Origin of the sequence: Clostridium sp. AM28-20LB, assembly GCF_003480665.1 — a bacterium.
Lineage (GTDB): Bacteria > Bacillota > Clostridia > Lachnospirales > Lachnospiraceae > Otoolea > Otoolea fessa.
Genome location: NZ_QUJN01000001.1, coordinates 303,438 through 325,950 on the forward strand (window position 1 = coordinate 303,438; position 22,513 = coordinate 325,950).

The 22,513-nt window shown below is 48.0% G+C and carries 18 protein-coding genes and 1 pseudogene; 16 read left to right on the forward strand and 3 right to left on the reverse strand.

The window, feature by feature from the left end; translation table 11 throughout:
- Position 1 precedes the first annotated feature (1 nt).
- Positions 2-2,119 carry a protease Lon-related BREX system protein BrxL gene (brxL, locus tag DW739_RS01410; RefSeq protein WP_118742507.1) on the forward strand — a complete coding sequence of 706 codons (2,118 nt, stop codon included), beginning with the start codon at positions 2-4 and terminating at the stop codon, positions 2,117-2,119.
- A gap of 142 nt (positions 2,120-2,261) precedes the next feature.
- On the opposite strand, the gene DW739_RS01415 is transcribed toward brxL, so the two are convergent.
- Complete coding sequence (locus DW739_RS01415) at positions 2,262-3,155, reverse strand: selenium metabolism-associated LysR family transcriptional regulator (RefSeq protein WP_147355656.1); 894 nt, start codon at positions 3,153-3,155, stop codon at positions 2,262-2,264.
- 341 nt (positions 3,156-3,496) lie between these two features.
- On the opposite strand from DW739_RS01415, the gene yedE reads away from it, so the two are divergent.
- The 3 genes from yedE to DW739_RS01430 are packed head-to-tail and all read left to right on the forward strand — an operon-like array spanning position 3,497 to position 5,155.
- Positions 3,497-4,645 (forward strand): YedE family putative selenium transporter, encoded by a 1,149-nt coding sequence (gene yedE, locus DW739_RS01420; protein WP_347560981.1) that lies wholly within the window; start codon positions 3,497-3,499, stop codon positions 4,643-4,645.
- A gap of 19 nt (positions 4,646-4,664) precedes the next feature.
- Positions 4,665-4,886, forward strand: a complete 222-nt coding sequence (locus DW739_RS01425) for a sulfurtransferase TusA family protein (protein ID WP_118742510.1) — start codon at positions 4,665-4,667, stop codon at positions 4,884-4,886.
- 32 nt (positions 4,887-4,918) lie between these two features.
- Entirely contained in the window at positions 4,919-5,155 is a 237-nt protein-coding gene (locus tag DW739_RS01430; protein ID WP_118742511.1) for a DUF3343 domain-containing protein, read from the forward strand.
- A 223-nt stretch (positions 5,156-5,378) separates the two neighbouring features.
- Here the strand turns inward: DW739_RS01430 and udk are convergent.
- A pseudogene (gene udk / locus DW739_RS01435) lies at positions 5,379-6,031 on the reverse strand (uridine kinase).
- A 203-nt stretch (positions 6,032-6,234) separates the two neighbouring features.
- Positions 6,235-7,653, reverse strand: coding sequence for a nucleotidyltransferase family protein (locus DW739_RS01440; protein ID WP_118481754.1), 1,419 nt, complete (start codon positions 7,651-7,653; stop codon positions 6,235-6,237).
- A gap of 298 nt (positions 7,654-7,951) precedes the next feature.
- Between DW739_RS01440 and pta the strand changes: the two genes are divergently transcribed.
- From pta to smc, 12 genes are all read left to right on the forward strand, one after another.
- Entirely contained in the window at positions 7,952-8,947 is a 996-nt protein-coding gene (pta, locus tag DW739_RS01445) for a phosphate acetyltransferase (protein WP_117795259.1), read from the forward strand.
- Positions 8,948-9,178: 231 nt separating this feature from the next.
- Entirely contained in the window at positions 9,179-10,369 is a 1,191-nt protein-coding gene (locus tag DW739_RS01450) for an acetate kinase (protein WP_022360442.1), read from the forward strand.
- A 98-nt stretch (positions 10,370-10,467) separates the two neighbouring features.
- A complete protein-coding gene (locus DW739_RS01455) occupies positions 10,468-10,986 on the forward strand; it encodes a DUF177 domain-containing protein (protein WP_022360443.1) in 519 nt (172 codons plus the stop codon).
- A gap of 2 nt (positions 10,987-10,988) precedes the next feature.
- Entirely contained in the window at positions 10,989-11,171 is a 183-nt protein-coding gene (gene rpmF, locus DW739_RS01460; protein WP_003499726.1) for a 50S ribosomal protein L32, read from the forward strand.
- Positions 11,172-11,960: 789 nt separating this feature from the next.
- Positions 11,961-12,962 carry a hypothetical protein gene (locus tag DW739_RS01465; RefSeq protein WP_118742512.1) on the forward strand — a complete coding sequence of 334 codons (1,002 nt, stop codon included), beginning with the start codon at positions 11,961-11,963 and terminating at the stop codon, positions 12,960-12,962.
- Positions 12,963-13,370: 408 nt separating this feature from the next.
- Positions 13,371-14,723: an SLC13 family permease gene (locus tag DW739_RS01470; protein WP_118472290.1), complete on the forward strand. Its 1,353-nt coding sequence runs from the start codon at positions 13,371-13,373 to the stop codon at positions 14,721-14,723.
- A gap of 12 nt (positions 14,724-14,735) precedes the next feature.
- A complete protein-coding gene (locus tag DW739_RS01475) occupies positions 14,736-15,350 on the forward strand; it encodes a cytidylate kinase-like family protein (protein ID WP_118293659.1) in 615 nt (204 codons plus the stop codon).
- 326 nt (positions 15,351-15,676) lie between these two features.
- Positions 15,677-16,543: a patatin family protein gene (locus tag DW739_RS01480; protein ID WP_118637441.1), complete on the forward strand. Its 867-nt coding sequence runs from the start codon at positions 15,677-15,679 to the stop codon at positions 16,541-16,543.
- 176 nt (positions 16,544-16,719) lie between these two features.
- Positions 16,720-17,709 (forward strand): phosphate acyltransferase PlsX, encoded by a 990-nt coding sequence (plsX, locus tag DW739_RS01485; RefSeq protein ID WP_106999768.1) that lies wholly within the window; start codon positions 16,720-16,722, stop codon positions 17,707-17,709.
- Between the two features lie 102 nt (positions 17,710-17,811).
- A complete protein-coding gene (gene acpP, locus DW739_RS01490; protein ID WP_106999769.1) occupies positions 17,812-18,042 on the forward strand; it encodes an acyl carrier protein in 231 nt (76 codons plus the stop codon).
- 185 nt (positions 18,043-18,227) lie between these two features.
- Positions 18,228-18,920, forward strand: coding sequence for a ribonuclease III (gene rnc / locus DW739_RS01495; RefSeq protein ID WP_107000387.1), 693 nt, complete (start codon positions 18,228-18,230; stop codon positions 18,918-18,920).
- A gap of 2 nt (positions 18,921-18,922) precedes the next feature.
- Positions 18,923-22,504 carry a chromosome segregation protein SMC gene (smc, locus tag DW739_RS01500; RefSeq protein ID WP_118742513.1) on the forward strand — a complete coding sequence of 1,194 codons (3,582 nt, stop codon included), beginning with the start codon at positions 18,923-18,925 and terminating at the stop codon, positions 22,502-22,504.
- Positions 22,505-22,513: the final 9 nt, after the last annotated feature.

Below are 22,513 nucleotides of genomic sequence, written 5' to 3' on the forward strand. Positions count from 1 at the left end.
GATGGAGCAATTTGCAGAGGGTGAAAGTACCCGTGAAGAAATAAAGAACAAGCTCCGTCAGAACTTTGACGGTAAGATTGTTCGGAAAGACCTGACAAAGAAAATTAAAGAAGGGGCGAATGTCCCAGTGTATGTTCTTGAGTTCTTGTTGGGACAGTATTGCAGTTCAGATGATGAGACGGTTATAGAGAAAGGCGTACAGAATGTGAAGCGTATTCTTGCTGATAACTTTGTACGCCCGGATGAATCACAGAAAATTCTGTCTCAGCTGCGTAAAAAAGGTAGTCACACAATCATTGATATGGTGACTGTTCGACTGGATATGAAAAAGGACTGCTTTTTTGCAGAGTTTTCTAATTTAGGCGTTGGTAATGTACCGATTGCCGATGAATATCCAGAAAAATTTGATCGCCTGCTCTGTGGCGGTATCTGGTGTATTGTTCAGCTGGATTATGAGGTTGAAGGCGACAATAATTTTGGTATTGAGGACATTGATGGAAATCCGCTTCGTTCCAAACAGAAAAAGCAGAAAGATATTTCTCCAATCAGTATCCGTAAGCTGACACCGATCCAGATGCCACACATTGATATTGATGAACTGAAGCAGGGACGAAAGGCTTTTACGAAAGATGAATGGCTGGATATTCTTCTTCGTTCTATCGGCATGGAGCCAGATGAATTTACATATCGTGAGAAATGGCTGCTCCTGACCCGTATGATTCCATTAGTTGAAAACAACTTTAATCTTTGTGAGCTGGGACCAAGAAGTACTGGTAAATCTCATCTTTACAAAGAGATTTCACCGAATAGTATTTTGATTTCCGGTGGACAGACGACGGTTGCAAACCTATTTTACAATATGGGACGCAAAACGGTTGGACTGGTCGGCTTATGGGATTGTGTAGCTTTTGATGAAGTAGCAGGTATCAAGTTTAAAGATAAAGATGGCATTCAGATTATGAAGGATTACATGGCATCCGGCTCTTTCGCCCGTGGCAAAGAAGAAAAGGCTGCTACTGCGTCGATGGTGTTTGTTGGAAACATCAATCAGAGTGTGGATGTGCTGTTGAAAACATCCAGTCTGTTTGCACCTTTTCCACAGGAAATGGGAACAGATACAGCATTTCTTGATCGTATGCATTGTTATCTTCCAGGATGGGAAATACCGAAGTTCAGACCGGAGCATTTTACCGATGATTACGGTTTTATCAGTGACTATTTGGCAGAGTTCATCCGAGAGCTCCGTAAGGAGCAGTATGGAGATGCACTTGACCACTACTTCCGCTTGGGGAGAAATCTGAATCAACGTGATACAATTGCGGTTCGGCGTATGATAGACGGTTATCTGAAGTTGATGTATCCAAATGGTGAGTTTACAAAGGAAGAACTGGAAGAAATTATTCAGATTGCATTGGAAATGCGTCGCCGTGTAAAAGAACAGCTGAAAAAGCTGGGCGGTATGGAGTTTTATGATGTGAATTTCTCCTATATCGACTTGGAGGATATGTCAGAACATTATGTTTCTGTACCGGAGCAAGGCGGCGGTAAACTGATACCGGACGGAATGTGCAATCCGGGACAGGTTTATACTGTATCCAGAGGAAAAAGTGGCATGATTGGTGTATTCCGTTTGGAAAGTCAGATGCTTCCAGGCAATGGCAAAATTGAACGGACTGGCTTAGGCAGTGATTCTAAATGCAAGGAAGCGGTGAACACGGCATTTAATTATCTGAAAGCCAACGGCAATCGGATCAGTGGATCTATCAGCACCTCAACTAAGGATTACATCATCAATTATCAGGATTTGCAGGGTATCGGCATGACAGATAAACTGGCACTTCCAACATTGATTGCACTTTGTTCGATTGCCCTTGGAAAGCCTGTTGTCAGCAACTTGGCAGTGTTGGGAGATATAACAATTAGTGGCACAATGATAAAGGTGGATGAACTTGCCAATACACTTCAGGTGTGTCTGGATAGCGGCGCAAAGAAGGTGCTGATTCCAAGTATCTCATTTGTTGATTTTGCAAGCGTTCCGGCTGATCTGATGAGTGCATTTCAGCTGATTCCGTATCAGAGTGCGGAAGATGCAGTGTTTAAGGCGTTGGGGGTAGAATGATTGAAGAAAGACGTAATTGTACTTATAGATTCACGAAAAGAAATAGAAAAGATGTTCCATCCGTTTGATGGGGGTATGGGAACATCTTTTGAACGGATCAGTGATGTGCCTGAATTTCAGAATTGGCTATGAAAAGTTAAAGTTATAACTTATAAAATCTCTTCGCAAACTCCAAAAACACCCCGCCTTCCTCTGCCATATATTTAACCGGCGAATACACCAGATAGAGTTTCCGGAGAAAGGCAGCTTCCCCAAGCGGAAAGAGAAGCAGTTTCCCCTGCCGTGCATCTGCCTGTATAGTTGCTTTTGAGAGAATGGAGATGCCCATTCCCAGCATGATACACTGTTTGAGGGCGGCGGCATCGTCCATCACGGCAATAACATTTAAATCATCGAGTGAAAGCCCTTTATTTTTCAGGAAATGAAGGGTTTCCTGCTTTGTGCCGGAATTATCTTCCCGGAGTAGAAACGGTTCTTTTAAGAGGGCATCCAGCGGTGATGGAATAGACTGGTAAGCCTGATAATGTGGCGTGGCGGGGGCGGCGATCACAAGCTCATCGGAAGCAAAGGGGAGAAATTCGCAGGAGGTGTCCGAGGTAGTAGTTCCGACCAGACCGATGTCGCAGATGCCGTCATCCACCTTATGTACAACGTCCAGGCTGTCTGAGCAGGAGGCATAGACACGGATATCAGGATGAACTGCGTGATAAGCGCTTAAAAGTTCCGGCAGAAAATAAAGGGACGGAACGGAGGATGCGCCGATCCGAAGCTGCGGTTTCGTCTCGTTGGCGAGTTCCACGATTGCTTTCTGCTGCAGGGTCAGAATCTCCGTGGCATAGGAATATAATTTTGTCCCGGCAGGAGTCAGGGAGAGCGATTTGGTGGTGCGCTTTAAAAGCTGGGTGTGAAATTCCTCCTCCAGACTGCGGATGTGGGCGCTAACAGTCGGCTGTGAGATGTACAGCTTCTGGGCGGCAAGCGAAAAACTCTGATATTTGACGGTGTACACGAAAGCTTCTAATTGGCGGATGTCCATATATTTAAAATCCTTTCTATAGATAAAATCAATTTTTAATGATTCTGTGATAAAATCCAAAATTAAAATGAATAGTAGACAGGTGAAAACAATCTCTAAAGAAGAGTGTAGCTTTATTTATTGAAAATATCAATAAGTTTATAGCAAATATCAATATAAACGATTTTACCATAAAAATACAGGATGTTATACTTGTCTGCGGAAAGTATGGATAGATCCATGAAATGTACGCGCTTGAAATTTTTCATGTTTGATTTTGTGAGATGATTTTTTTGCCAGATGCACTCAAATTTCTGATATGTATTGATGAAATGCGAGTGTGGTGCGTGAAATCACCCACAATGACGAGTGTGAGAAAAACTTTAAGAGTACATGAAATAAAAAAGGAGGCAGGTATGAAAGTATTTGACAAGACATGGAAGCTGGCAGTGGCAGGCGCGCTTGTGGGTGTGTTGGCAGCATTGCTGGCGTATTTTGGAAATCCGGCCAATATGGCGATCTGTATTGCGTGCTTCGTACGTGATACGGCGGGCGCGCTGAAACTTCACTCAGCAGCACCGGTTCAGTATTTCCGTCCGGAGATTGTAGGATTTGCAGTGGGAGCATTTGCAATCTCACTGGTGACGAACGAGTATAAGGCGACAGCAGGTTCTTCACCGATGATCCGCTTTGTTCTGGGTGCGATCATGGTAATCGGCGCGCTGGTATTCTTAGGGTGTCCGCTGCGTATGGTTCTGCGTATGGCAGCCGGTGACCTGAATGCGTATGTAGCGCTGGTTGGATTTGCAGGCGGTATTGCAACTGGTTCGTTCTTCCTGAAAAAGGGATTTTCGCTGGGCAGAGCGTATGAGACGCAGAAATCAAGCGGATATGTGCTTCCGGTGCTCCTTTTGGCGCTTTTTATCATTGGAGCAGTAACAGGCGTATACGCAGCCAGCACGGAAGGACCGGGAAGCAAGCACGCACCGGTTCTGATTTCCCTGGTTGCGGCTCTCCTGATTGGTGCATTGGCACAGAAGAGCCGTATGTGTTTTGCAGGTAGCATCCGTGATGTGATTCTGATGAAAAACTTTGATCTGCTCAGCATTATCGGCGCACTGTTTGCAGTCATGCTGATTTTTAACCTTGCAACTGGCAATTTCCATTTGAGCTTTTCCGGTCAGCCGATCGCGCACTCCCAGCATCTCTGGAATATTCTGGGTATGTATGCCGTTGGATTTGCAGCCGTTCTGGCTGGCGGATGCCCGCTGCGTCAGATCATTCTGGCAGGGCAGGGCTCCTCGGACAGTGCGGTAACCTTTCTGGGAATGCTGTTAGGGGCGGCATTTGCACACAATTTTAACCTGGTTGGTGCGGCAGCAAAAGCGGCAACCGAGACAGAGGCAGCCGTTTTGGGTGGTCCGGCGATGCCGGGCAAAATTGCCGTAATTGTATGTATTGCCCTGTTATTCGTGATTGCAGCGGCAAATATGAAACGTAGAAAGAAATAAAGAAAAGAGGAAACGGAAAATGTCAGATTTTGTTGAGGTAGATGTGCGGGGACTCTCCTGTCCGGAACCGGTTTTGATGGTGATGGATGCGATGGATGAATATCCGGGAAAACAGATCCGTGTGCTTGGCGATGAGGCACACACCCGGACGAATATTGAGCGCACGTTGGAGTATCATGGAAAAGAGGGGCACACCAAGGTGCTGGAAAACGGCTGTTTCACCATTACCTTTGAAGCGTGATGCTGCTCTGGAATATTAAATAGGTGGAAATGATGAGGCAGAAACGGGAATATCGGATTTTTACCTTTCACACGACGGCTGCGGCGATGGAGATGGAGGCATTCTGCCGGGAACAGGGAATCAGAGGGCGCCTGGTGCCTGTCCCACGCGAACTCTCAGCAGGCTGTGGAATTGCCTGGCGGATGGAACCGGAGGAATATGAACAGTTTCAGGGAGTGATTGCGGAGAGCCAAATTGAGATCGAGCAGAGCTGTGTGGTTATGAATTAAATAAAATGTTATGTTAGAGCAGGCATCATAGAAAAAGTATATAGGAAAAAGCGGCGGTATCGGCAGTGGCGAGACATTCAAAAAAGAATGGAGCGCTGACTGTGTGATACTGCTGCTTTTTGGCGTGTAAATCGAGGTCAGAATGAGGTCATTGAGGTCAGAAATCAAATCATGACCTCGATGACCTCATTTGTGACCTCGATGATCCCAATATTTTGAAATATTATTCTTCCGCCTTCGCCTCCTCCAGCAGCCGTGCAATCTCCCCCCGCACCAGCGAGAATGCAACCTCATTCCGTCCGCTGTTTGTAACGACATCTGCATAGGCGCGGGTCGGTTCAACAAAGAGAGCATGCATCGGTTTGACGGTAGTCAGATACTGGTCGATGATGTTTTCGATATCGCGTCCGCGCTCTTTCGTGTCACGTAAGATTCGGCGGAGGATGCGCTCGTCGGCGTCGGCATCGACGAAAATGCGGATGTCGAGCAGATTGCGGAGTGCTTCGTCATAGAGAACGAGAATGCCCTCCAACAGGATAACCGGGCGCGGGGCTCGATGTGAATGGTCGCTTCGGCGCGGTTGTGGTTGGCGTAGTTGTAGGTTGGACAGTCGATTGCCTCCCAGTTTTTCAGTTTGTTGAGATGCTCAAGAAGCAGCTCCGTCTCAAATGCATCCGGGTGGTCGTAGTTCAGCTTTTTGCGCTGTTCAAATGGCATATCGTCGTGGGCGCGGTAGTAGTTGTCGTGGTAAAGCACGGTCACCTGATTACCAAATGCGTCTTTCAGACGGTTTGTAAAAGTGGATTTTCCTGAACCAGTTCCTCCGGCAATTCCGATGATAATAGGTGATTTTCTATTCACTGTGGTTTCCTCCATTTGTAAGTTTTATCTCAGTCGAGAAGAGTCCCACCTCTTTAGGTGGCGAGTAATAGCAAATTTGTCTCAGTGGGAGGTGGGTCTCCGACTGAGATAAACGCTCCGCGGGGATGCGCAGTGATTCTGTATGGAATATGTCAGCTTCGCTGACCAGAATCACGAGCCAAGTCTCACGGACGTTCGACTTGAAAACTGGTTCATTTTTATACAAAAACCAGTCCTTCTGTATATTCATTTTGAAATACGCCGCTGCGCTTCATCCGCACCGTCTGGTATAAATGCGAGGCGTACACCTCCTGCTCCAGCAGCGCGAGCGCCGACGGGGAGAGGTTCTGGGCGGCATCTGCCATTTTAGTGATGAGGGGGATGCTGCTTTTTTTATGCAGACAGGAGAGCAGAGGGCTGCTCTGCCTGCGAAAACCGAGAATCCGTGCATAGAGTGCATAGCCCTCGTCCTTCCACCGGGAAATATCTTCCTCGCGCATACCGAGTACCAGATGCAGAAGCGCACGGCTGACACGCGTGTAGGTAAGCTGGCGCGTCTTTAATGCCTGAATCCGTTCTTCAAAAGAGAGAGGAAAGTAAGGTGGTTTTGCAAGGCGGGCGGCAAGCTCCGGGGAGAGATCTGCGATGCGGGATATAGCCTGCGTATTGGTATCAACAGACAAAGTGCTGGAAGGCATAACGACGTTTGTGGCAGCAATGGAACCTTTCGCTGAAGATTTCTGCATCTGTAAAACAGCCATATTTAAAAGTTCTGAAAAGTCATCCGTAAAAACGGGAAGTGCACCTGCGTATGCGGGATGCGTCACGGCTGGCAGATGAGGTATTAAAATATTAAATAAAATCTCACTTTTTGAATCAGAACCCGGTTCCTGTTTTAGTGAAGCTGGACTATCTGCTGACAGATTTTCATAGCTCTTCCGAACTATCCCGCGAATTGCCGAAGCGGATGGAAACTTTGCTTCAGACAGTGCATCCTCATGATATCCGCTTCCCTCCCGCGAAATCGTATAAAATTCCATCGGGCTGTGCAGATCTTCCGCCGCCCGCAGATATTCAATCCCAAGGATATTATTAGGGGAGTTTAAAATGGAAGACCATATATGAGAGTTCGACACATCTGTATTTGCGTGAAAATCTTCTACATTTTCAACTCTTGTCCCGCCCGCCTGTGTTTCTCCCAGCGCCTTCGCCCGTGCCTGCGGATAAGTCAGTCCCGCCTTCAACCCTTTCCGCAGCCGTTCCTGAAATTCTGCCGATTCGTGGTTCAGCGCAGAAGCAGCCTGCTTAAGGAATTCAATCTGCCCGCATTCACTGCCGAACACAACGGCATCCACACCGATCGCCGACAGAAGCGCGACTCCATAGGCGGCAAATTCATGCGCCGAAGCGGTAGAAAAAGCGACCGGCATCTCAAGTACCAGGTCGGCACCGGCGAGAAGAGCGGCTTTTGTACGACGGTACTTATCAAAGATGGCGGGTTCGCCGCGCTGGACGAAGCTGCCGCTCATCAGGACGACGCAGTAGTCTGCGCCGGTCAGTTCCCTTGCCTGCTGCATATGATACAGATGTCCGGCATGGAACGGGTTATATTCGGTAATTAAACCAACGATTTTCATAAATTTCAATCCTGTTTTTTGCATTTTTGCGAGGAATTTTGTAGCAGCCTATTTATAATAGAAATAAAAATAAAAGACTGTTGCTGTTGCGGCAGAAAAATCTGTAAAAAATAGCAGCCATTTTCTGCTTCATTTACATTATATAGTGGAAGTGCGGGAGCGTAAAGGAAAAATTATAGTGCATCTTGTTAAAAATTTAATTAATCAAAAATTTGAAAATCGCTCTTGTATACAATAAACAACTGGTATATAATGTTAGCAGTAATAGACACACACTTATGAAAGGGGTTTTATAACCATGGCATTTATTGACAAGATTAAGGAAAGAGCAAAAGCAGACAAGAAAACCATCGTTCTTCCAGAGTCAATGGACAAGAGAACATACGAGGCAGCTGAGAAAATTCTGAAAGAGGGTATCGCAAATCTGATCATCATCGGTACTCCGGAAGAGATTGAGAAAAACGGCAAAGGCTTCGACATTTCCGGTGCCACCATCGTTGACCCGTACAATGATCCGAATAAGCAGAAATACATCGACAAGTTCGTTGAATTAAGAGGCAAAAAAGGTGTTACTCCGGAAGTTGCAAAAGAGCAGATGGAGAAAGACTATATGTACTATGCTTGCCTGATGTGCAAGTGCGGCGATGCTGACGGCGCTGTATCTGGTGCATGCCATTCTACCGGCAACACCATTCGTCCGGCTCTGCAGCTTCTGAAGACCAAACCGGGTATCAGCTCTGTATCTGGCTTCTTCCTGATGGAAGTTCCGGATTGCGAGTTCGGTGAGAACGGTCTGTTCGTATTCGCTGACTGTGCAGTAAACACTGACTTCGATTCCAACAAGCTGGCTGAGATCGCTGGTCTGTCCGCAGAGAGCTTCAAGATGCTGGTTGGCGCAGAGCCGAAGGTAGCTATGCTGTCCTATTCTTCTATGGGTTCCGCTAAACATGATGATGTTACCAAGGTAGCAGATGCAGTTAAGATTGCTCATGAGAAGTTCCCGGAACTGAAACTGGATGGCGAGCTTCAGCTTGATGCAGCACTGGTTCCGTCTGTAGGCGAGGCTAAGGCACCGGGCAGCACCGTAGCTGGACATGCTAACACCTTAGTATTCCCGTCCCTGGAAGCAGGCAACATTGGTTACAAACTGGTTCAGAGACTTGCAAAAGCTGGCGCTTATGGTCCGGTTCTTCAGGGTCTGTCCATGCCGGTAAACGATCTGTCCAGAGGATGCTTCGCAGACGATATCGTAGGCGTAGTAGCTATCACAGCTGTACAGGCTCAGCAGGCATAATTAATACCAATTGGAATCAAATGGATGGAGAACTGGCACCGCGTCAGAGAATCTTAAATCCGTTTAATTAAGAATTAAAAGTGATAATTACAGTTCAGCCCGGTATTCATACATAATCCTGCAGTTCACAACAGGGCAGTGCAGACGTTTTTGCAGATGCTTCCGTGTGAACCGCATATAGAGAATACCTGCGGCTGAATTGTGATGTTATAAAGAAAGGAATCTATTACCATGAATATTTTAGTTATTAACTGCGGAAGTTCTTCCTTAAAGTATCAGTTAATCAACTCTGAGACAGAGGGCGTTCTGGCTAAGGGTCTTTGCGAGAGAATCGGCATCGACGGTATGCTGACTTACCAGCCGGAGGGCGGCGAAAAAGAGAAATCTGAGATCGCTATGCCGACCCATACAGAGGCTATCAACGCAGTTCTGGCAGCCCTGACTAACGAGAAGAGCGGCGTTATCAAGAGCCTGTCTGAGGTAGGTGCAGTTGGACATCGTGTCGTACACGGCGGCGAGAAATTTACTTCTTCCTGCTTAATCAACGACGAGTCCATGAAAGCGATCGAAGAGTGCAACGATCTGGCACCGCTTCACAACCCGGCAAACCTGATCGGTATTCGTGCCTGCCAGGAACTTATGCCAGGCGTACCGATGGTAGCTGTATTTGATACCGCTTTTCATCAGACCATGCCAGATGTCGCTTACACCTACGGTATTCCGTATGAATACTATGAGAAATACAAAGTTAGACGTTACGGCTTCCATGGTACTTCCCACAGCTACGTATCTAAGAGAACCGCTGAGATCGTTGGAAAACCGTATGATCAGATGAAGATCATCGTTTGCCACCTGGGTAACGGCGCCAGCATCTCCGCTGTAAACTGCGGCAAATCTGTAGACACCAGCATGGGTCTGACTCCACTGGAAGGTCTGGTTATGGGTACACGTTCTGGTGACCTCGATCCGGCTATCATCGATTTCGTAGGTAAAAAAGAAGGTCTGTCCCTGGATGAGATGAACGAAGTCCTGAATAAGAAATCCGGTATGCTCGGTATCTCCGGCGTATCCAGCGATGGTCGTGATCTGGAAGCAGCAGCTGAGACTGGCAACAAGAGAGCACAGCTGGCTCTGGACGTATTCGACTACCGCGTAATCAAATATATCGGTGCATACGCAGCAGCTATGAACGGTGTAGATGCAATCGCATTTACCGCTGGTATCGGCGAGAACAACATCAAGATGAGAAAAGATGTTTGCAGCAGCCTGACCTACTTAGGCGTTAAACTGGATGAGGAGAAGAACAACGTAAGAGGTGAGGAGAGAATCATCTCTGCTGACGACTCCAAGGTTCAGGTTCTCCTGGTTCCGACCAACGAAGAGCTGGCTATCGCCCGCGAGACTCTTGCACTGGTAAAATAATTAAATATGAATTAAAATTTGCAAAAATATGTAAAATTAATCATTGACAAACGCGCTCGACCTTTGTATAATATCAAAGTGCGTATTAGGAGATTAGTATGCTGATTCATTTATCGGAACTTTTTAACTGTGAAGGTAGAAAGAAAGTCTATACAGTCGAGACTGCGCTGGACTCTGTTGATTTTGACGGAGAGACGTTTCAGATTGAGAAGGCTGAGCCTTTTGAACTGGAACTGACGGCTAAGACACGGCATAAGTATACGATGAGTGGTCATGCGACGCTGACGGTGGGAGGTCACTGTGCGCGTTGTCTGGAGCCAGTATCTTTCGACTGCGAACTGGATTTTGGACGAGAGTTTGAGGTGCAGGACGGTCAGGAGGAGAGTTTAGATGATGAACCCTTTATGAAGGGGTACAATCTGGATGTAGACCAGTTGGTTTGCAACGAACTGCTACTGAGCTTGCCTATGAAAGTCCTGTGCAGAGAAGACTGCAAGGGGATTTGCAATAGATGTGGTACAAATCTTAATCTTCGGACTTGTACCTGTGACACTAGGTCGCTCGATCCAAGGATGTCGGTTATCCAGGAGATATTCAATGAATTTAAGGAGGTGTAACCATGTCTATCTGTCCTAAGAACAAATCTTCCAAAGCAAGAAGAGACAGCCGCAGAGCTAACTGGAAAATGAGTGCTCCGAACTTAGTAAAGTGCAGCAAGTGCGGTGCTCTGATGATGCCTCACAGAGTGTGCAAAGCTTGCGGAAGCTACAACAAGAAAGAAATCGTTAAAGTAGAAGACTAAGCTACAAGTATTGAAAAATAAGGGGTTAAGCGATTTTTGCTTAACCCATTTTTCGCATTTTAGCCCATTTTTAGCCCATTTCAAGAGGGTGTTTAACAGGTGTTTTTGGGTAGATTTTAGCAACTATAACTTATGGCTTATAAAATGTGGTCAAAAACAGGAGAGATTATTAATTTGCAATAATCTCTCCATTTTTTATATTTCGTGAATATTATCAAATCTGTGATTTTTATTAGTAAAAATGTAAAAAATGGGGATAGAAGAGCATTAAGCTCAACTATCCCTATAAGAATGTTATTTAACAAAGTATTTTATGTACTGTTATTTGTTATTTAACTTTTACTAGCAAAAGTCATATATGTGCCTCCTGTAAATGAAAATATATTTCTAATTACAGGGGCCGCTCTCGCTACTTCTGAAAAAGATCAATAGCGAGAGCGGTCGCATATTTTGACATTTTTGTCAAGTATCAATTTAAAAATATGTTAGACTCCTATAGGGGATTTAACGCTAAAGCTTAACTTACTGACATTGGTTCATGGGTAGGCACTTTTGGAACCGAAAGTGCCGTAAGAAAACGTGGTGGCAGCAGGAATTTGCCGTATTTAAATGCGAAGCCACGGCAAATTCAGTTACTGGACACGTATGTGTGTACAGTAACTGAGATACTATGTAGATGGCGGTGTTGTATGCAAAAAGGTGTACAATGCCGCTATTTTTTGTTAATATAGAGAAGAAAGAAAAAAGAGGGATAATATTTTATAAATATCACGTTAGGAGGTTTTACATATGAAAAAGGGAAAATATTTACTTTTGACCGTCACAGCCGCCGCGCTTCTGGCGGCGATCCCATTTCAGGCATTTGCGTCGAAGGATACGGAGGACCGCAGTCCGGTTGGCTCGATCGGCTTAAATGTTTCGTCCTCGATCCATGTCGGTGATGAGAGTTCAGATGTGGATGTTTCGCTCGATTTCGGTGATTGCGATATTTCCAATGTTGATGTGATCAACGAGCCCTCCGGTAAATGGGTGGACAAGGATAAGCCAAAGCTGGAGGTTACTCTGGAGGCGGACGATGATTATTATTTTAAATCCGGTTATGCGAAAAAGAATGTAACTCTGAGCGGTGACAGTGCGACGGTTACTTCCATCAAGCGCAAGGGCGATGAGGAACTCCGGGTCGTGATCACCCTGAAAGCTTTAAAAGGAACCTCCAGTGATTACAGCCTGGATGTAGATGAGGCAGAGTGGGATCAGATGGATGGCGTTGCAGAGTGGAACGGCAGTGAGGATGCGAAATACTATGAGCTGCGCGTTTACCGGGATGAGAAATTTTTAAGTACGGTAAAACCGGGAAAAGAAACGAAATACAATCTTGGACGTTATCTTACGCAGGCGGGAACCTACACGTTTGATGTGCGCGCGGTTTACAGCGATTCACGGCACGGCGAATGGCAGACATCGGATTCCTTCACAATCACGGCGGAGCAGGCGCAGGAAATTCAGAAGACGCTTGTCTTCAAGGAAGCAGGCAGCGGTCCGGCAGCCGGTGCGTGGGAACAGGATGCGCTTGGCTATAAGTACCGCAATTCCGATGGAAGCTATGTGACCAATAACTGGCAGCAGATCGGCGGTGTGTGGTATTTCTTCGATGAAAATGCATATTGCAAGACGAATACCTGGGTGTTCTGGAATGGAAAATGGTATTATCTGGATGTAAATGGCGCGATGTTAGTTAATACGACGGCGCCGGACGGCAAGCAGGTCGGGGAAGACGGGGCGCTTCTGTAAAATTTTTAAGAAACAATTTTGATGAAAATCCGTCAGGGAAGATGGAGACAGAATTGTAAAATAGATGTGAGAAGAGGCAGATTGCACGGAATATGCGGTCTGTCTCTTTTACATTTAAAAGCAGAGAAAAATAAAGAGAATATTTGCAAACAGAACGATGGTAGAATGAAAACACATATATAAAAAGAGTGCTGAAGGACAAGCTGGCAGTTATTTCTGATGAAATAAAAAAAATAACAAAAAGTATACTTGCATATTGTGAAATAAGTAGTAAGATAGAGGTGGTATCTCATGACTGCCTATTTTTTAACAATCTAGGGGAAGGGGCGGTCTGAGAAGAGACTGCAAGGGGTTCTAAGCCAGTATGGAGGATGGCAGAAAAAGGACTGACAAAGGAGGGGCACAAAGATGGCAGCACAAATTTTGGCTGTGATTATTTTTATTGTAATGTTTGGACTTATCATCTGGGATCACATTGAGAGGCATATCGTATCGCTCGGATGCGGGCTTCTGACGCTGGTGCTGGTGTTTGGCGTCTGTATGCACAGTGAGGCGGCAGCGGCGGAGACACTGAGCCTGCACAGCTTCATGGTTCCGAACTTCTGGTTTCAGACCGAGGCGGCGGCAGAGTCCTCAAGCGGCATCAACTGGGCGACGATTCTTTTTATTGCCGGTATGATGCTGATGGTGGAGGGCATGGAGCGCGCGGGATTTTTCCGGTGGCTGTGCCTGACAATCGCCAAGGCGGTACATTATAAGACGATCCCGATTTTTATTTCATTTATGCTGATGTCGGCGTTTCTGGCGATGTTTATCGACAGTATTACCGTTATTCTTTTTTTGGCAGCGGTCACGGTAGAGCTGGCGCATCTTCTGCATTTTGATCCGATTCCGATGATCATTTCAGAGATCTTCTGTTCGAATCTGGGCGGCTCTGCGACGATGTGCGGCGATCCGCCGAATATCATCATCGGAACCTCGCTCGGATATTCATTTAAAGATTTTATTTTAAATACAGGTATGATGGCGGGTGTTTCGCTGATTTTTATCGTGCTGTTTTTCTATTTTTCCTTTAGGAAAGAATTAAAGGCGAGTGAAAAGCATGACGAAGCGGTTACATATCCATCCCCACAGGAGGCGATCGCGGATCGGAAACGGTTTGCGGTCAGCGTGGTGATCTTTGCGGCGGCGATCGTGATGCTGGTGACGCATGCACAGACGGGACTGACAGTTGCGACGATCGGCGTATTTATCGGTGCTTTTTCGCTGCTGGCATCCGGCGGTGAGGCGCTCAGCATGATTAAGAAGCTTGACTATAAGACGCTGCTATTCTTCATTGGTCTTTTTGTCGTGGTCGGCGGCATGGAGCAGACGGGCGTCCTAAATTCTTTAGCAGGGATCATTGACGCAGTCAGTGGAAATAATGTAAAATGGGTAGTAGCGATTGTGCTGTGGCTGTCGGCGCTTGCGAGTGCATTTGTGGACAATATCCCATTTGCGGCGACGATGATCCCGGTTATCCGGAGTCTGGCGCAGGCAGGCGGCATGGATCTCTCGGTTCTGGCGTGGGCGCTTTCGATGGGTACGGATATTGGCGGCTGCGGAACTCCGATCGGAGCCTCGGCAAACGTAGTTGGTATCTCAGTGGCAGCGAAAAACGGACATTTTATCGGCTGGGGGAAATATTGCCGGTATGCAGCTCCGGCGACGGTGCTGGTAATCCTGATTTCCATGGTTTGTATATATGTGAGATACTTTTAAGGGGGCTTTTATATGGAGGAGAGGAAAAACAGAGTGATCATCTCGGTCAGCAGACAGTTTGGCAGCGGCGGACACAAGATAGCGGAAGCGCTGGCAGAGCATTTTGAACTTCCGATTTATGATCATAGGATGCTGGACAGTATTGCCAAGGAAAAGGGTGTGGATCCGCGTGTGCTGGAAAAATACGACGAGAAGCCGCTAAACCGTTTTCTGGCGCGCAATGTCAGCGGATTTTCAAGCTCTCTGGAGAACAATCTGGCGCAGATGCAGTTCAGTTACCTGAAAGACAAGGCCGATTCAGGGGAATCGTTTGTGGTAGTTGGACGGTGTGCGGAGACGGTTTTAAAGGAATATGACGGACTGATCACGATCTTTGTGCTGGGCGATGAGGAAACACGGGTGAAAAGAATTGAGCAGCTGCACGGACTTTCAGAGGACGAGGCGAAACGTCTGGTAAAGACGAAGGACTGGCGGCGGAAATCCTACCACAACTGTTACAGCCGCGGACGCTGGGGAGATTCCAGAAATTATGACCTTTCGATCAACAGCAGCCGGCTGGGAATTGAGGGAACGACGAAGATGCTGGAGGAGTATGTGCAGGCGCGGATGGACGCGATGCAGAAATAAAATAATAGAGATATCGAAGAAAAAGAGAAAGGGGAACGTGTGCATAGGCGGCGCACGTCCCCCTTTCCCTTTTTCTGCCGAGGTGTTATACTGTTACTGTTCCCGGGTGGGCACTTTTGGAACCGAAAGTGCCGTAAGAAAACGTGGTGGCAGCAGGAATTTGCCGTATTTAAATGCGAAGCCACGGCAAATTCCGTTACTGGGCACGTATATGTGAACAGTAACGTTATACTAAAAAATATGGAATTAGATAGAAAAATCGTATTTGCTATCTGTTCGATCTTGTTTTATAGTATATAAGATATTTAATAGGAGTTTGATGATATATGACAGAGTTAAAAAAAGAAAAAAAGACCGGTCTTGTTCTGGAGGGCGGCGGGATGCGCGGCATTTACACAGCGGGCGTCCTGGATGTGTTTTTGGATCATGATATTTCATTTGACGGCGTGATCGGCGTCTCGGCGGGGGCAGTGCATGGGGCTTCGTTTGTGTCGGGGCAGAAGGAGCGGAGCATCCGCTATTATAAAAAATACTGCAATGACAAGCGTTTTATGAGCTTTAAAAACTGGTTGCGGACGGGAAATCTGGTGGACGAGCAGTTCTGCTTCCATGATATACCGGAACGGCTGGATCCGTATGATTACGAGGCATTTGACCGGGGAAATACACGGTTTTATGTGGCATGCAGCAATGTGGAGACAGGGAAAGCAGAGTATCTGGAGATCAAAGATATGTTCAAAGATGTCGAATATTTCCGTGCGACGGCATCCCTTCCGTATGTGTCCCATATGGTCGAGGTTGGTGGAATGAAGCTTCTGGATGGCGGCTGCACGGACAGCATTCCGTTGCATGCGTTCGCTAAGATGGGGTATAAAAAATGCGTCGTTGTGCTGACCCGTCCGGCGGGCTACCGCAAGAAACCGGGCAATTTCTGGCTGCCGGAGGCGGCATATCACAAATATCCGGCGTTCGTGAGGGCGCTTCGCAGCCGCTATTATTTCTATAATAAGACGGTGGAATGGATCGATCGCCTCGAACAAGAGGGAAAAATTTTTGTTATCCGTCCGAGCGTGGCGCTTCCAATCGGCAGAACCGAACATAGTGTTGAAAAATTGCAGGAGACGTATGATATCGGCAGGAAGGATGCTGCCAATCAGATGCATGCAATGGAAAATTGGTTCAAATCTTATTGATTTATAGATTGATCTCTAGTATAGTAAAGATTGATGTAATGTGGCTGTGGACAATAAAAAGCGGGACAGCTGCAGCGTGACGATGAAAGAGCGATTCGTTCGGACCACATATGCCGCAGTGGCGGAAGACAGGTTTGGTATGTGTATCGCTATAAATTATAGAAGGAGAACACGCAATGGTTAAGATAGCTGTAGATGCCATGGGGGGCGACAACGCACCGGGTGAGATCGTGGCAGGTGCCGTGATGGCAGCCCAGTCGAGGGAAGATATTCAGATTTTCCTGATCGGCAAGGAAGAAGTCGTATCAGAAGAATTAAAAAAGCATACATATAAGAAAGAACAGATCGAGGTTGTCAATGCGACTGAGGTCATCGAGACAGAGGAACCGCCGGTCAATGCGATCCGCACGAAGAAAGATTCGTCTATCGTGGTCGGCATGAATATGGTCCGCAGGGGTGAGGCGGATGCATTCTGTTCCGCGGGCAGCTCCGGCGCGATTCTGGTCGGCGGACAGGTGATCGTCGGCAGAATCAAGGGCGTTGAACGTCCGCCACTGGCTCCGTTGATTCCGACAGAAAAGGGCGTGTCCCTGCTGATCGACTGCGGCGCCAATGTCGATGCAAGACCGTCCCATCTGGTACAGTTTGCAAAGATGGGATCCATCTACATGGAACACGTGGTTGGCATCAAGAATCCGCGTGTGGCGATCGTCAACATCGGTGCGGAGGAAGAGAAGGGCAATGCGCTGGTGAAAGAGACATTCCCGCTCTTAAAAGAATGTAAGGACATCAATTTCATCGGCAGCATCGAGGCACGCGAGATTCCGCACGGCGGCGCGGATGTCATCGTTTCCGAGGCATTTGTCGGAAATGTCATCCTGAAACTCTATGAAGGTGTTGGTGCAACCCTGATTTCCATGGTAAAACAGGGCATGATGACAAGCCTGCGCTCAAAGATCGGCGCATTGCTTGTAAAACCGGCGTTGAAGACGACGCTCAAAGCATTCGATGCGAGCCAGTACGGCGGTGCACCGCTTCTGGGCTTGAAGGGGCTGGTTGTCAAGACGCACGGAAATTCCAAGCGCATCGAGGTGTGCAATTCGATTCTTCAGTGTGTGACCTTTAAAGAGCAGGCGATTAATGAAAAGATCAAGGAAAGTCTGTGAAACTTTCGTGAAATTATAAAATGTAGCGAAAAAAACGATATGTTTTTAATCAATCTAGAATTCTAAATATTTTAAAATAAGTTCATAGAAAGGAAGAAAATTATGGAATTTGAAAAATTACAGAACATTATCGCGGAGGTACTGAATGTTGAAGCAGATGAAATTACGTTAAATACGACGTTTGTGGATGATCTGGGCGCAGATTCGCTGGATATTTTTCAGATTATCATGGGAATCGAGGAGGCGTTTGATATCGAAATTCCGACTGAGGAGGCAGAAAAGATTGTATCTGTGGGCGATGCAGTAGAGCAGATCAAGAACGCACTGAACTAATTCAATGTTTGTTAAAAAGTTATAGAGAAGTCTGTCAGGCAAAGGGGCTGGGCGGGCTGCCGAAGGGCAGGATCGCGACAGCTCCTTTCCAAAAAGAACGGATGTTTGACTCTGGCTCACAGACACAAATAGCAATGATTGCCGGAATCAGTCAGCAGCAGGACAGGCTGGAAAGAGAGAAATATATGGAGTATACATTAAATAAATTGGAAAAACGGATTGGCTATTCGTTTCAGGACAAGAAGCTTCTGGAACATGCGATGATACACAGTTCGTATGCCAATGAGCACCATCTTGGAAAACTGGGATGCAACGAGCGTCTTGAATTTTTAGGCGACGCGGTGCTGGAAGTGGTATCGAGTGATTTCCTGTTCCGCACGTTTCCGGAGATGCCGGAGGGCGATATGACAAAGACACGTGCGAGTCTGGTCTGCGAGCCGACCCTTGCATTCTGCGCACAGGAGATCGATCTGGGTGGATTTTTGCTGCTTGGAAAAGGCGAGGATGCGACCGGCGGACGGGGGCGCGATTCGGTGGTGTCGGATGCGATGGAGGCACTGATCGGTGCGATTTATCTGGACGGTGGTTTTGCTAATGCAAAAGAGTTTATTCATCGATTTATTCTCAACGATATGGAACACAAAAAGCTCTTTTATGATAGCAAGACTATCTTGCAGGAGATTGTGCAGGGACATACGGACGAGACACTTACATACGTTCTTCTGAAAGAAGAAGGACCGGATCACAACAAGAGCTTCGAAGTGTCCGCGATGCTGGACGGTCAGGAGATCGGGCGCGGCATCGGACGGACGAAAAAATCAGCGGAACAGCGTGCGGCGTACCGTGGGATCCTCACTATCAGAAAACCGCAGGAGTAGGTATGTATTTAAAGAGTATTGAAATACAGGGTTTTAAGTCATTTGCCAATAAAATTCTGTTTGAGTTCCACAACGGAATCACGGGCATCGTCGGACCGAACGGCAGCGGCAAGAGCAATGTCGCCGATGCAGTGCGCTGGGTGCTCGGTGAGCAGAGAAGCAGGCAGCTGCGCGGCGGCACGATGCAGGACGTTATTTTTGCTGGTACGGAGCTTCGAAAACCGCAGGGATTTGCCTACGTGGCGATCACACTGGATAATGCCGATCACAAACTTCCGATTGAGTACGACGAAGTCACGGTTTCAAGACGTCTTTACCGTTCTGGTGAGAGTGAATATAAGATTAATGGAACGAGCTGCCGTCTAAAAGATATCAACGAGCTCTTTTATGATACGGGTATCGGTAAAGAGGGATATTCCATCATCGGACAGGGACAGATTGATCAGATTTTAAGCGGGCGACCGGAGGAACGGCGCGAGCTGTTTGACGAGGCGGCTGGAATCGTGAAATTCAAGCGGCGCAAGGCGATCGCACAGAAGAAGCTGGAAGATGAAAAGCAGAACCTGATCCGCGTGACGGATATTTTGTCCGAGCTGGAAAAACAGGTAGGACCACTGGAACGGCAGTCGGAGGAGGCGAAGGAGTATCTGCGTCTGCGGGAAGAGCTGCGCTGTCTGGACGCCAACCTGTTTTTGGCAGAATCGGAGGAATTGAAGCGCCAGATCCGGGAAGTGGAGCAGAAGGAGATGATTCTGACCGGCGATCAGGAGAGTGTGCGGGCGGAATCGGAGACACTGAAATCGGAGTACGAATTGCTCGGAACCGAGCTGGATGCGCTGGATGCGGCGATTGCCGCGGATCGTGAGGCGTGCAGCCGGGAAGATCTGGAACGCCAGGAGAAGACCGGACGGATCGGGGTTCTCAGAGAGCAGATCCGGACGGAGCAGATGAACGAAGAACATATCCGCAGCCGGATGGCGTCGATCGACGGCGAAATGCATCAGAAAGAGGAAGAACAGGCGGAATATGAGTCTGAAAAACAGGCACTAAATGCATCGGTGCAGATGATCGAGGCAAAACAGCAGGAAGCGGAGGCAGCAGTCCGTTCGATGGACGAGGCGGTCAGCCGGACGGAAACTTTGATCGAGACAGCAAAAGCCGAGATCATGGACGCTCTGAACCAGAAAGCGGAACTTGCCGCCCGCCGTCAGCGCTATGAGACGATGCTGGAGCAGGCGGATGTGCGCCGGGCGGAAGTGACGCAGAAGCTTTTGAAATTCAAGAGCGATGAGTCGGTTCAGGAAGAGCAGAAAAAAGAAGAAGAAGCCAAATTAGGGAAGGTGCGGGAATGTCTGGAAGCGTTTTCGGCGCAGGAAAAAGAGCTGCAGGAGCAGACGCGCACGGAGGAAGAACAGGAACGCCGCCTGAACCAGAAACTTTCGAGCCTTCAGCAGGATTACCACACGAACCGGACAAAGCTGGAATCGATGCGGAATCTGGCGGAGCGCTACGAGGGCTACGGCGGCAGTATCCGCCGCGTGATGGAAGTCAGGAACTGCGTTCCGGGTATTCACGGCGTTGTGGCGGATCTGATCAGCACGACGAAGAAATATGAGACGGCGATCGAGACGGCACTTGGCGGCAGCATCCAGAACATTGTGACGGATTCCGAGGAGACGGCGAAACGCCTGATTGAACACCTGAAAAAGAACCGGTATGGCCGTGCGACGTTTCTGCCGCTGACCAGCATGGAACGCCGCCAGAGTTTTGGACAGCCGGGGGCGCTGAAAGAAATGGGTGTTCTTGGACTGGCAAGCGAACTGGTCTCTGCGGATGAGAAATACAGCGGGCTGGTGTCCTATCTGCTGGGACGCGTGGTCGTGGTGGATCAGATCGATCATGCGATTGCGCTGGCAAAGAAATATCGGCATTCTCTCCGGATCGTGACGCTGGACGGCGAGCTTTTAAGCCCTGGCGGTTCGATGACCGGTGGTGCATTCAAGAACAGCAGCAATCTGCTGGGACGCCGCCGTGAGATCGAAGAACTGGAAGCTGCCTGCAAAAAGGCATTGGAACAGGTAGAGGCGGTACAGAAGGAGCTGGCAGAGACGGGGCGCAGGCTGACGGAAGCGAAGAGAACACTGGCATCCGTCCAGGAGAGGCGCCAGCAGATGCAGATCCAGCAGAATACGTTGGAACTGACGATCTGCCAGTTAGAGGCGAGACGGCAGGAGATTGCAGATTCCTCGCAGGATCTGTCTTCGGAAAATCAGGAACTCGAACTGCAGGTAGGCGATCTGCGCGGGGCGCTGCGGGAGCTGCAGACCGAAGAGACGAAGCTTGAAACGCTAAGCAATGAGAAGAACCAGTACGTGGAAGAGCAGCAGACGGGTCTTGAGACGGCGAAAAAGCAGCGTGGGGAAGCGGCGGCAGCCCTTTCGGAGATACAGCTTGGGCATTCCCAGGCGGAGCAGAAAGGCGCGTTTATCGAGGAAAATCTGCGCCGTGTATTGCAGGAGCAGGAACGTCTCCGGGCAGAGAAAGAGAAACTTTCCGGCGGTCACGCGGACAGCAGCGAGACGATCGCTGCCAGAGAGCGCGAGATTGCAGCGCTGGAAGCCGAGATACAGGCGTCCGGGGACAAGCGGACGCAGATGGAACTGGTAATCCAGAACAAGCAGCGTGAGAAGGAAGAAAAGGCGGGGCGGCAGAAAACTTTCTTTGATAAAAAGGAAGAGCTGAACGAACGTCTCCAGCTTTTAGACCGAGAGAACTTCCGTCTCCAGAATCAGAGAGAACGCCTGAATGAGCGCCTGGAGTCGCAGGTCGATTATATGTGGAGTGAGTATGAGCTTACGTATTCGCGCGCGGAAGAGCTGCGGAAGGAAGCGTTGACCTCGATTCCAGAAATGAAGCGGTCGATCAATGAGAAAAAGATGGAGATCCGCGCCCTTGGGAATGTCAATGTCAACGCGATCGAGGACTACAAGGAGATATCCGGCCGCTACGAATTTATGAAAAACCAGCATGAAGATCTGGTAGCGGCACAGGCAGCGCTGGAAAAAATTATCGAGGAGCTCGATGAAGGAATGCGGCGTCAGTTCCGGGAAAAATTTGGTGAGATCCGCCGCGAGTTTGATAAAGTATTTAAGGAATTATTTGGAGGCGGAACGGGTACGCTGGAGCTGTCGCAGGAAGAAGATATTCTGGAGGCAGGCATCCAGATTATTTCACAGCCGCCGGGCAAAAAACTGCAGAATATGATGCAGCTCTCCGGTGGAGAGAAAGCATTGACGGCGATCGCACTGCTTTTTGCAATTCAGAACTTAAAACCGTCGCCATTCTGCCTGCTTGATGAGATTGAGGCGGCACTTGACGATTCCAACGTAGACCGGTTTGCCGGGTACCTGCATAAGCTGACGCGCTACACGCAGTTTATCGTCATCACCCACCGAAGAGGCACGATGGTGTCGGCAGACCGCCTGTACGGTATCACGATGCAGGAAAAAGGTGTGTCCACGCTGGTATCGGTCAGCCTGATCGAGGCGCAGATGGAGCGGGAAGAGGAAAAAGCAGAATTATAATTGCAAAAA

What these genes read in the sequence shown, in the direction of transcription:
- brxL (WP_118742507.1), top strand. Translation starts at nt 2, where the DNA reads ATGGAGCAATTTGCAGAGGGTGAAAGTACCCGTGAAGAAATAAAGAAC.
- DW739_RS01415 (WP_147355656.1), bottom strand. Translation starts at nt 3,155, where the DNA reads ATGGACATCCGCCAATTAGAAGCTTTCGTGTACACCGTCAAATATCAG.
- yedE (WP_347560981.1), top strand. Translation starts at nt 3,497, where the DNA reads ATGACGAGTGTGAGAAAAACTTTAAGAGTACATGAAATAAAAAAGGAG.
- DW739_RS01425 (WP_118742510.1), top strand. Translation starts at nt 4,665, where the DNA reads ATGTCAGATTTTGTTGAGGTAGATGTGCGGGGACTCTCCTGTCCGGAA.
- DW739_RS01430 (WP_118742511.1), top strand. Translation starts at nt 4,919, where the DNA reads ATGAGGCAGAAACGGGAATATCGGATTTTTACCTTTCACACGACGGCT.
- DW739_RS01440 (WP_118481754.1), bottom strand. Translation starts at nt 7,653, where the DNA reads ATGAAAATCGTTGGTTTAATTACCGAATATAACCCGTTCCATGCCGGA.
- pta (WP_117795259.1), top strand. Translation starts at nt 7,952, where the DNA reads ATGGCATTTATTGACAAGATTAAGGAAAGAGCAAAAGCAGACAAGAAA.
- DW739_RS01450 (WP_022360442.1), top strand. Translation starts at nt 9,179, where the DNA reads ATGAATATTTTAGTTATTAACTGCGGAAGTTCTTCCTTAAAGTATCAG.
- DW739_RS01455 (WP_022360443.1), top strand. Translation starts at nt 10,468, where the DNA reads ATGCTGATTCATTTATCGGAACTTTTTAACTGTGAAGGTAGAAAGAAA.
- rpmF (WP_003499726.1), top strand. Translation starts at nt 10,989, where the DNA reads ATGTCTATCTGTCCTAAGAACAAATCTTCCAAAGCAAGAAGAGACAGC.
- DW739_RS01465 (WP_118742512.1), top strand. Translation starts at nt 11,961, where the DNA reads ATGAAAAAGGGAAAATATTTACTTTTGACCGTCACAGCCGCCGCGCTT.
- DW739_RS01470 (WP_118472290.1), top strand. Translation starts at nt 13,371, where the DNA reads ATGGCAGCACAAATTTTGGCTGTGATTATTTTTATTGTAATGTTTGGA.
- DW739_RS01475 (WP_118293659.1), top strand. Translation starts at nt 14,736, where the DNA reads ATGGAGGAGAGGAAAAACAGAGTGATCATCTCGGTCAGCAGACAGTTT.
- DW739_RS01480 (WP_118637441.1), top strand. Translation starts at nt 15,677, where the DNA reads ATGACAGAGTTAAAAAAAGAAAAAAAGACCGGTCTTGTTCTGGAGGGC.
- plsX (WP_106999768.1), top strand. Translation starts at nt 16,720, where the DNA reads ATGGTTAAGATAGCTGTAGATGCCATGGGGGGCGACAACGCACCGGGT.
- acpP (WP_106999769.1), top strand. Translation starts at nt 17,812, where the DNA reads ATGGAATTTGAAAAATTACAGAACATTATCGCGGAGGTACTGAATGTT.
- rnc (WP_107000387.1), top strand. Translation starts at nt 18,228, where the DNA reads ATGGAGTATACATTAAATAAATTGGAAAAACGGATTGGCTATTCGTTT.
- smc (WP_118742513.1), top strand. Translation starts at nt 18,923, where the DNA reads ATGTATTTAAAGAGTATTGAAATACAGGGTTTTAAGTCATTTGCCAAT.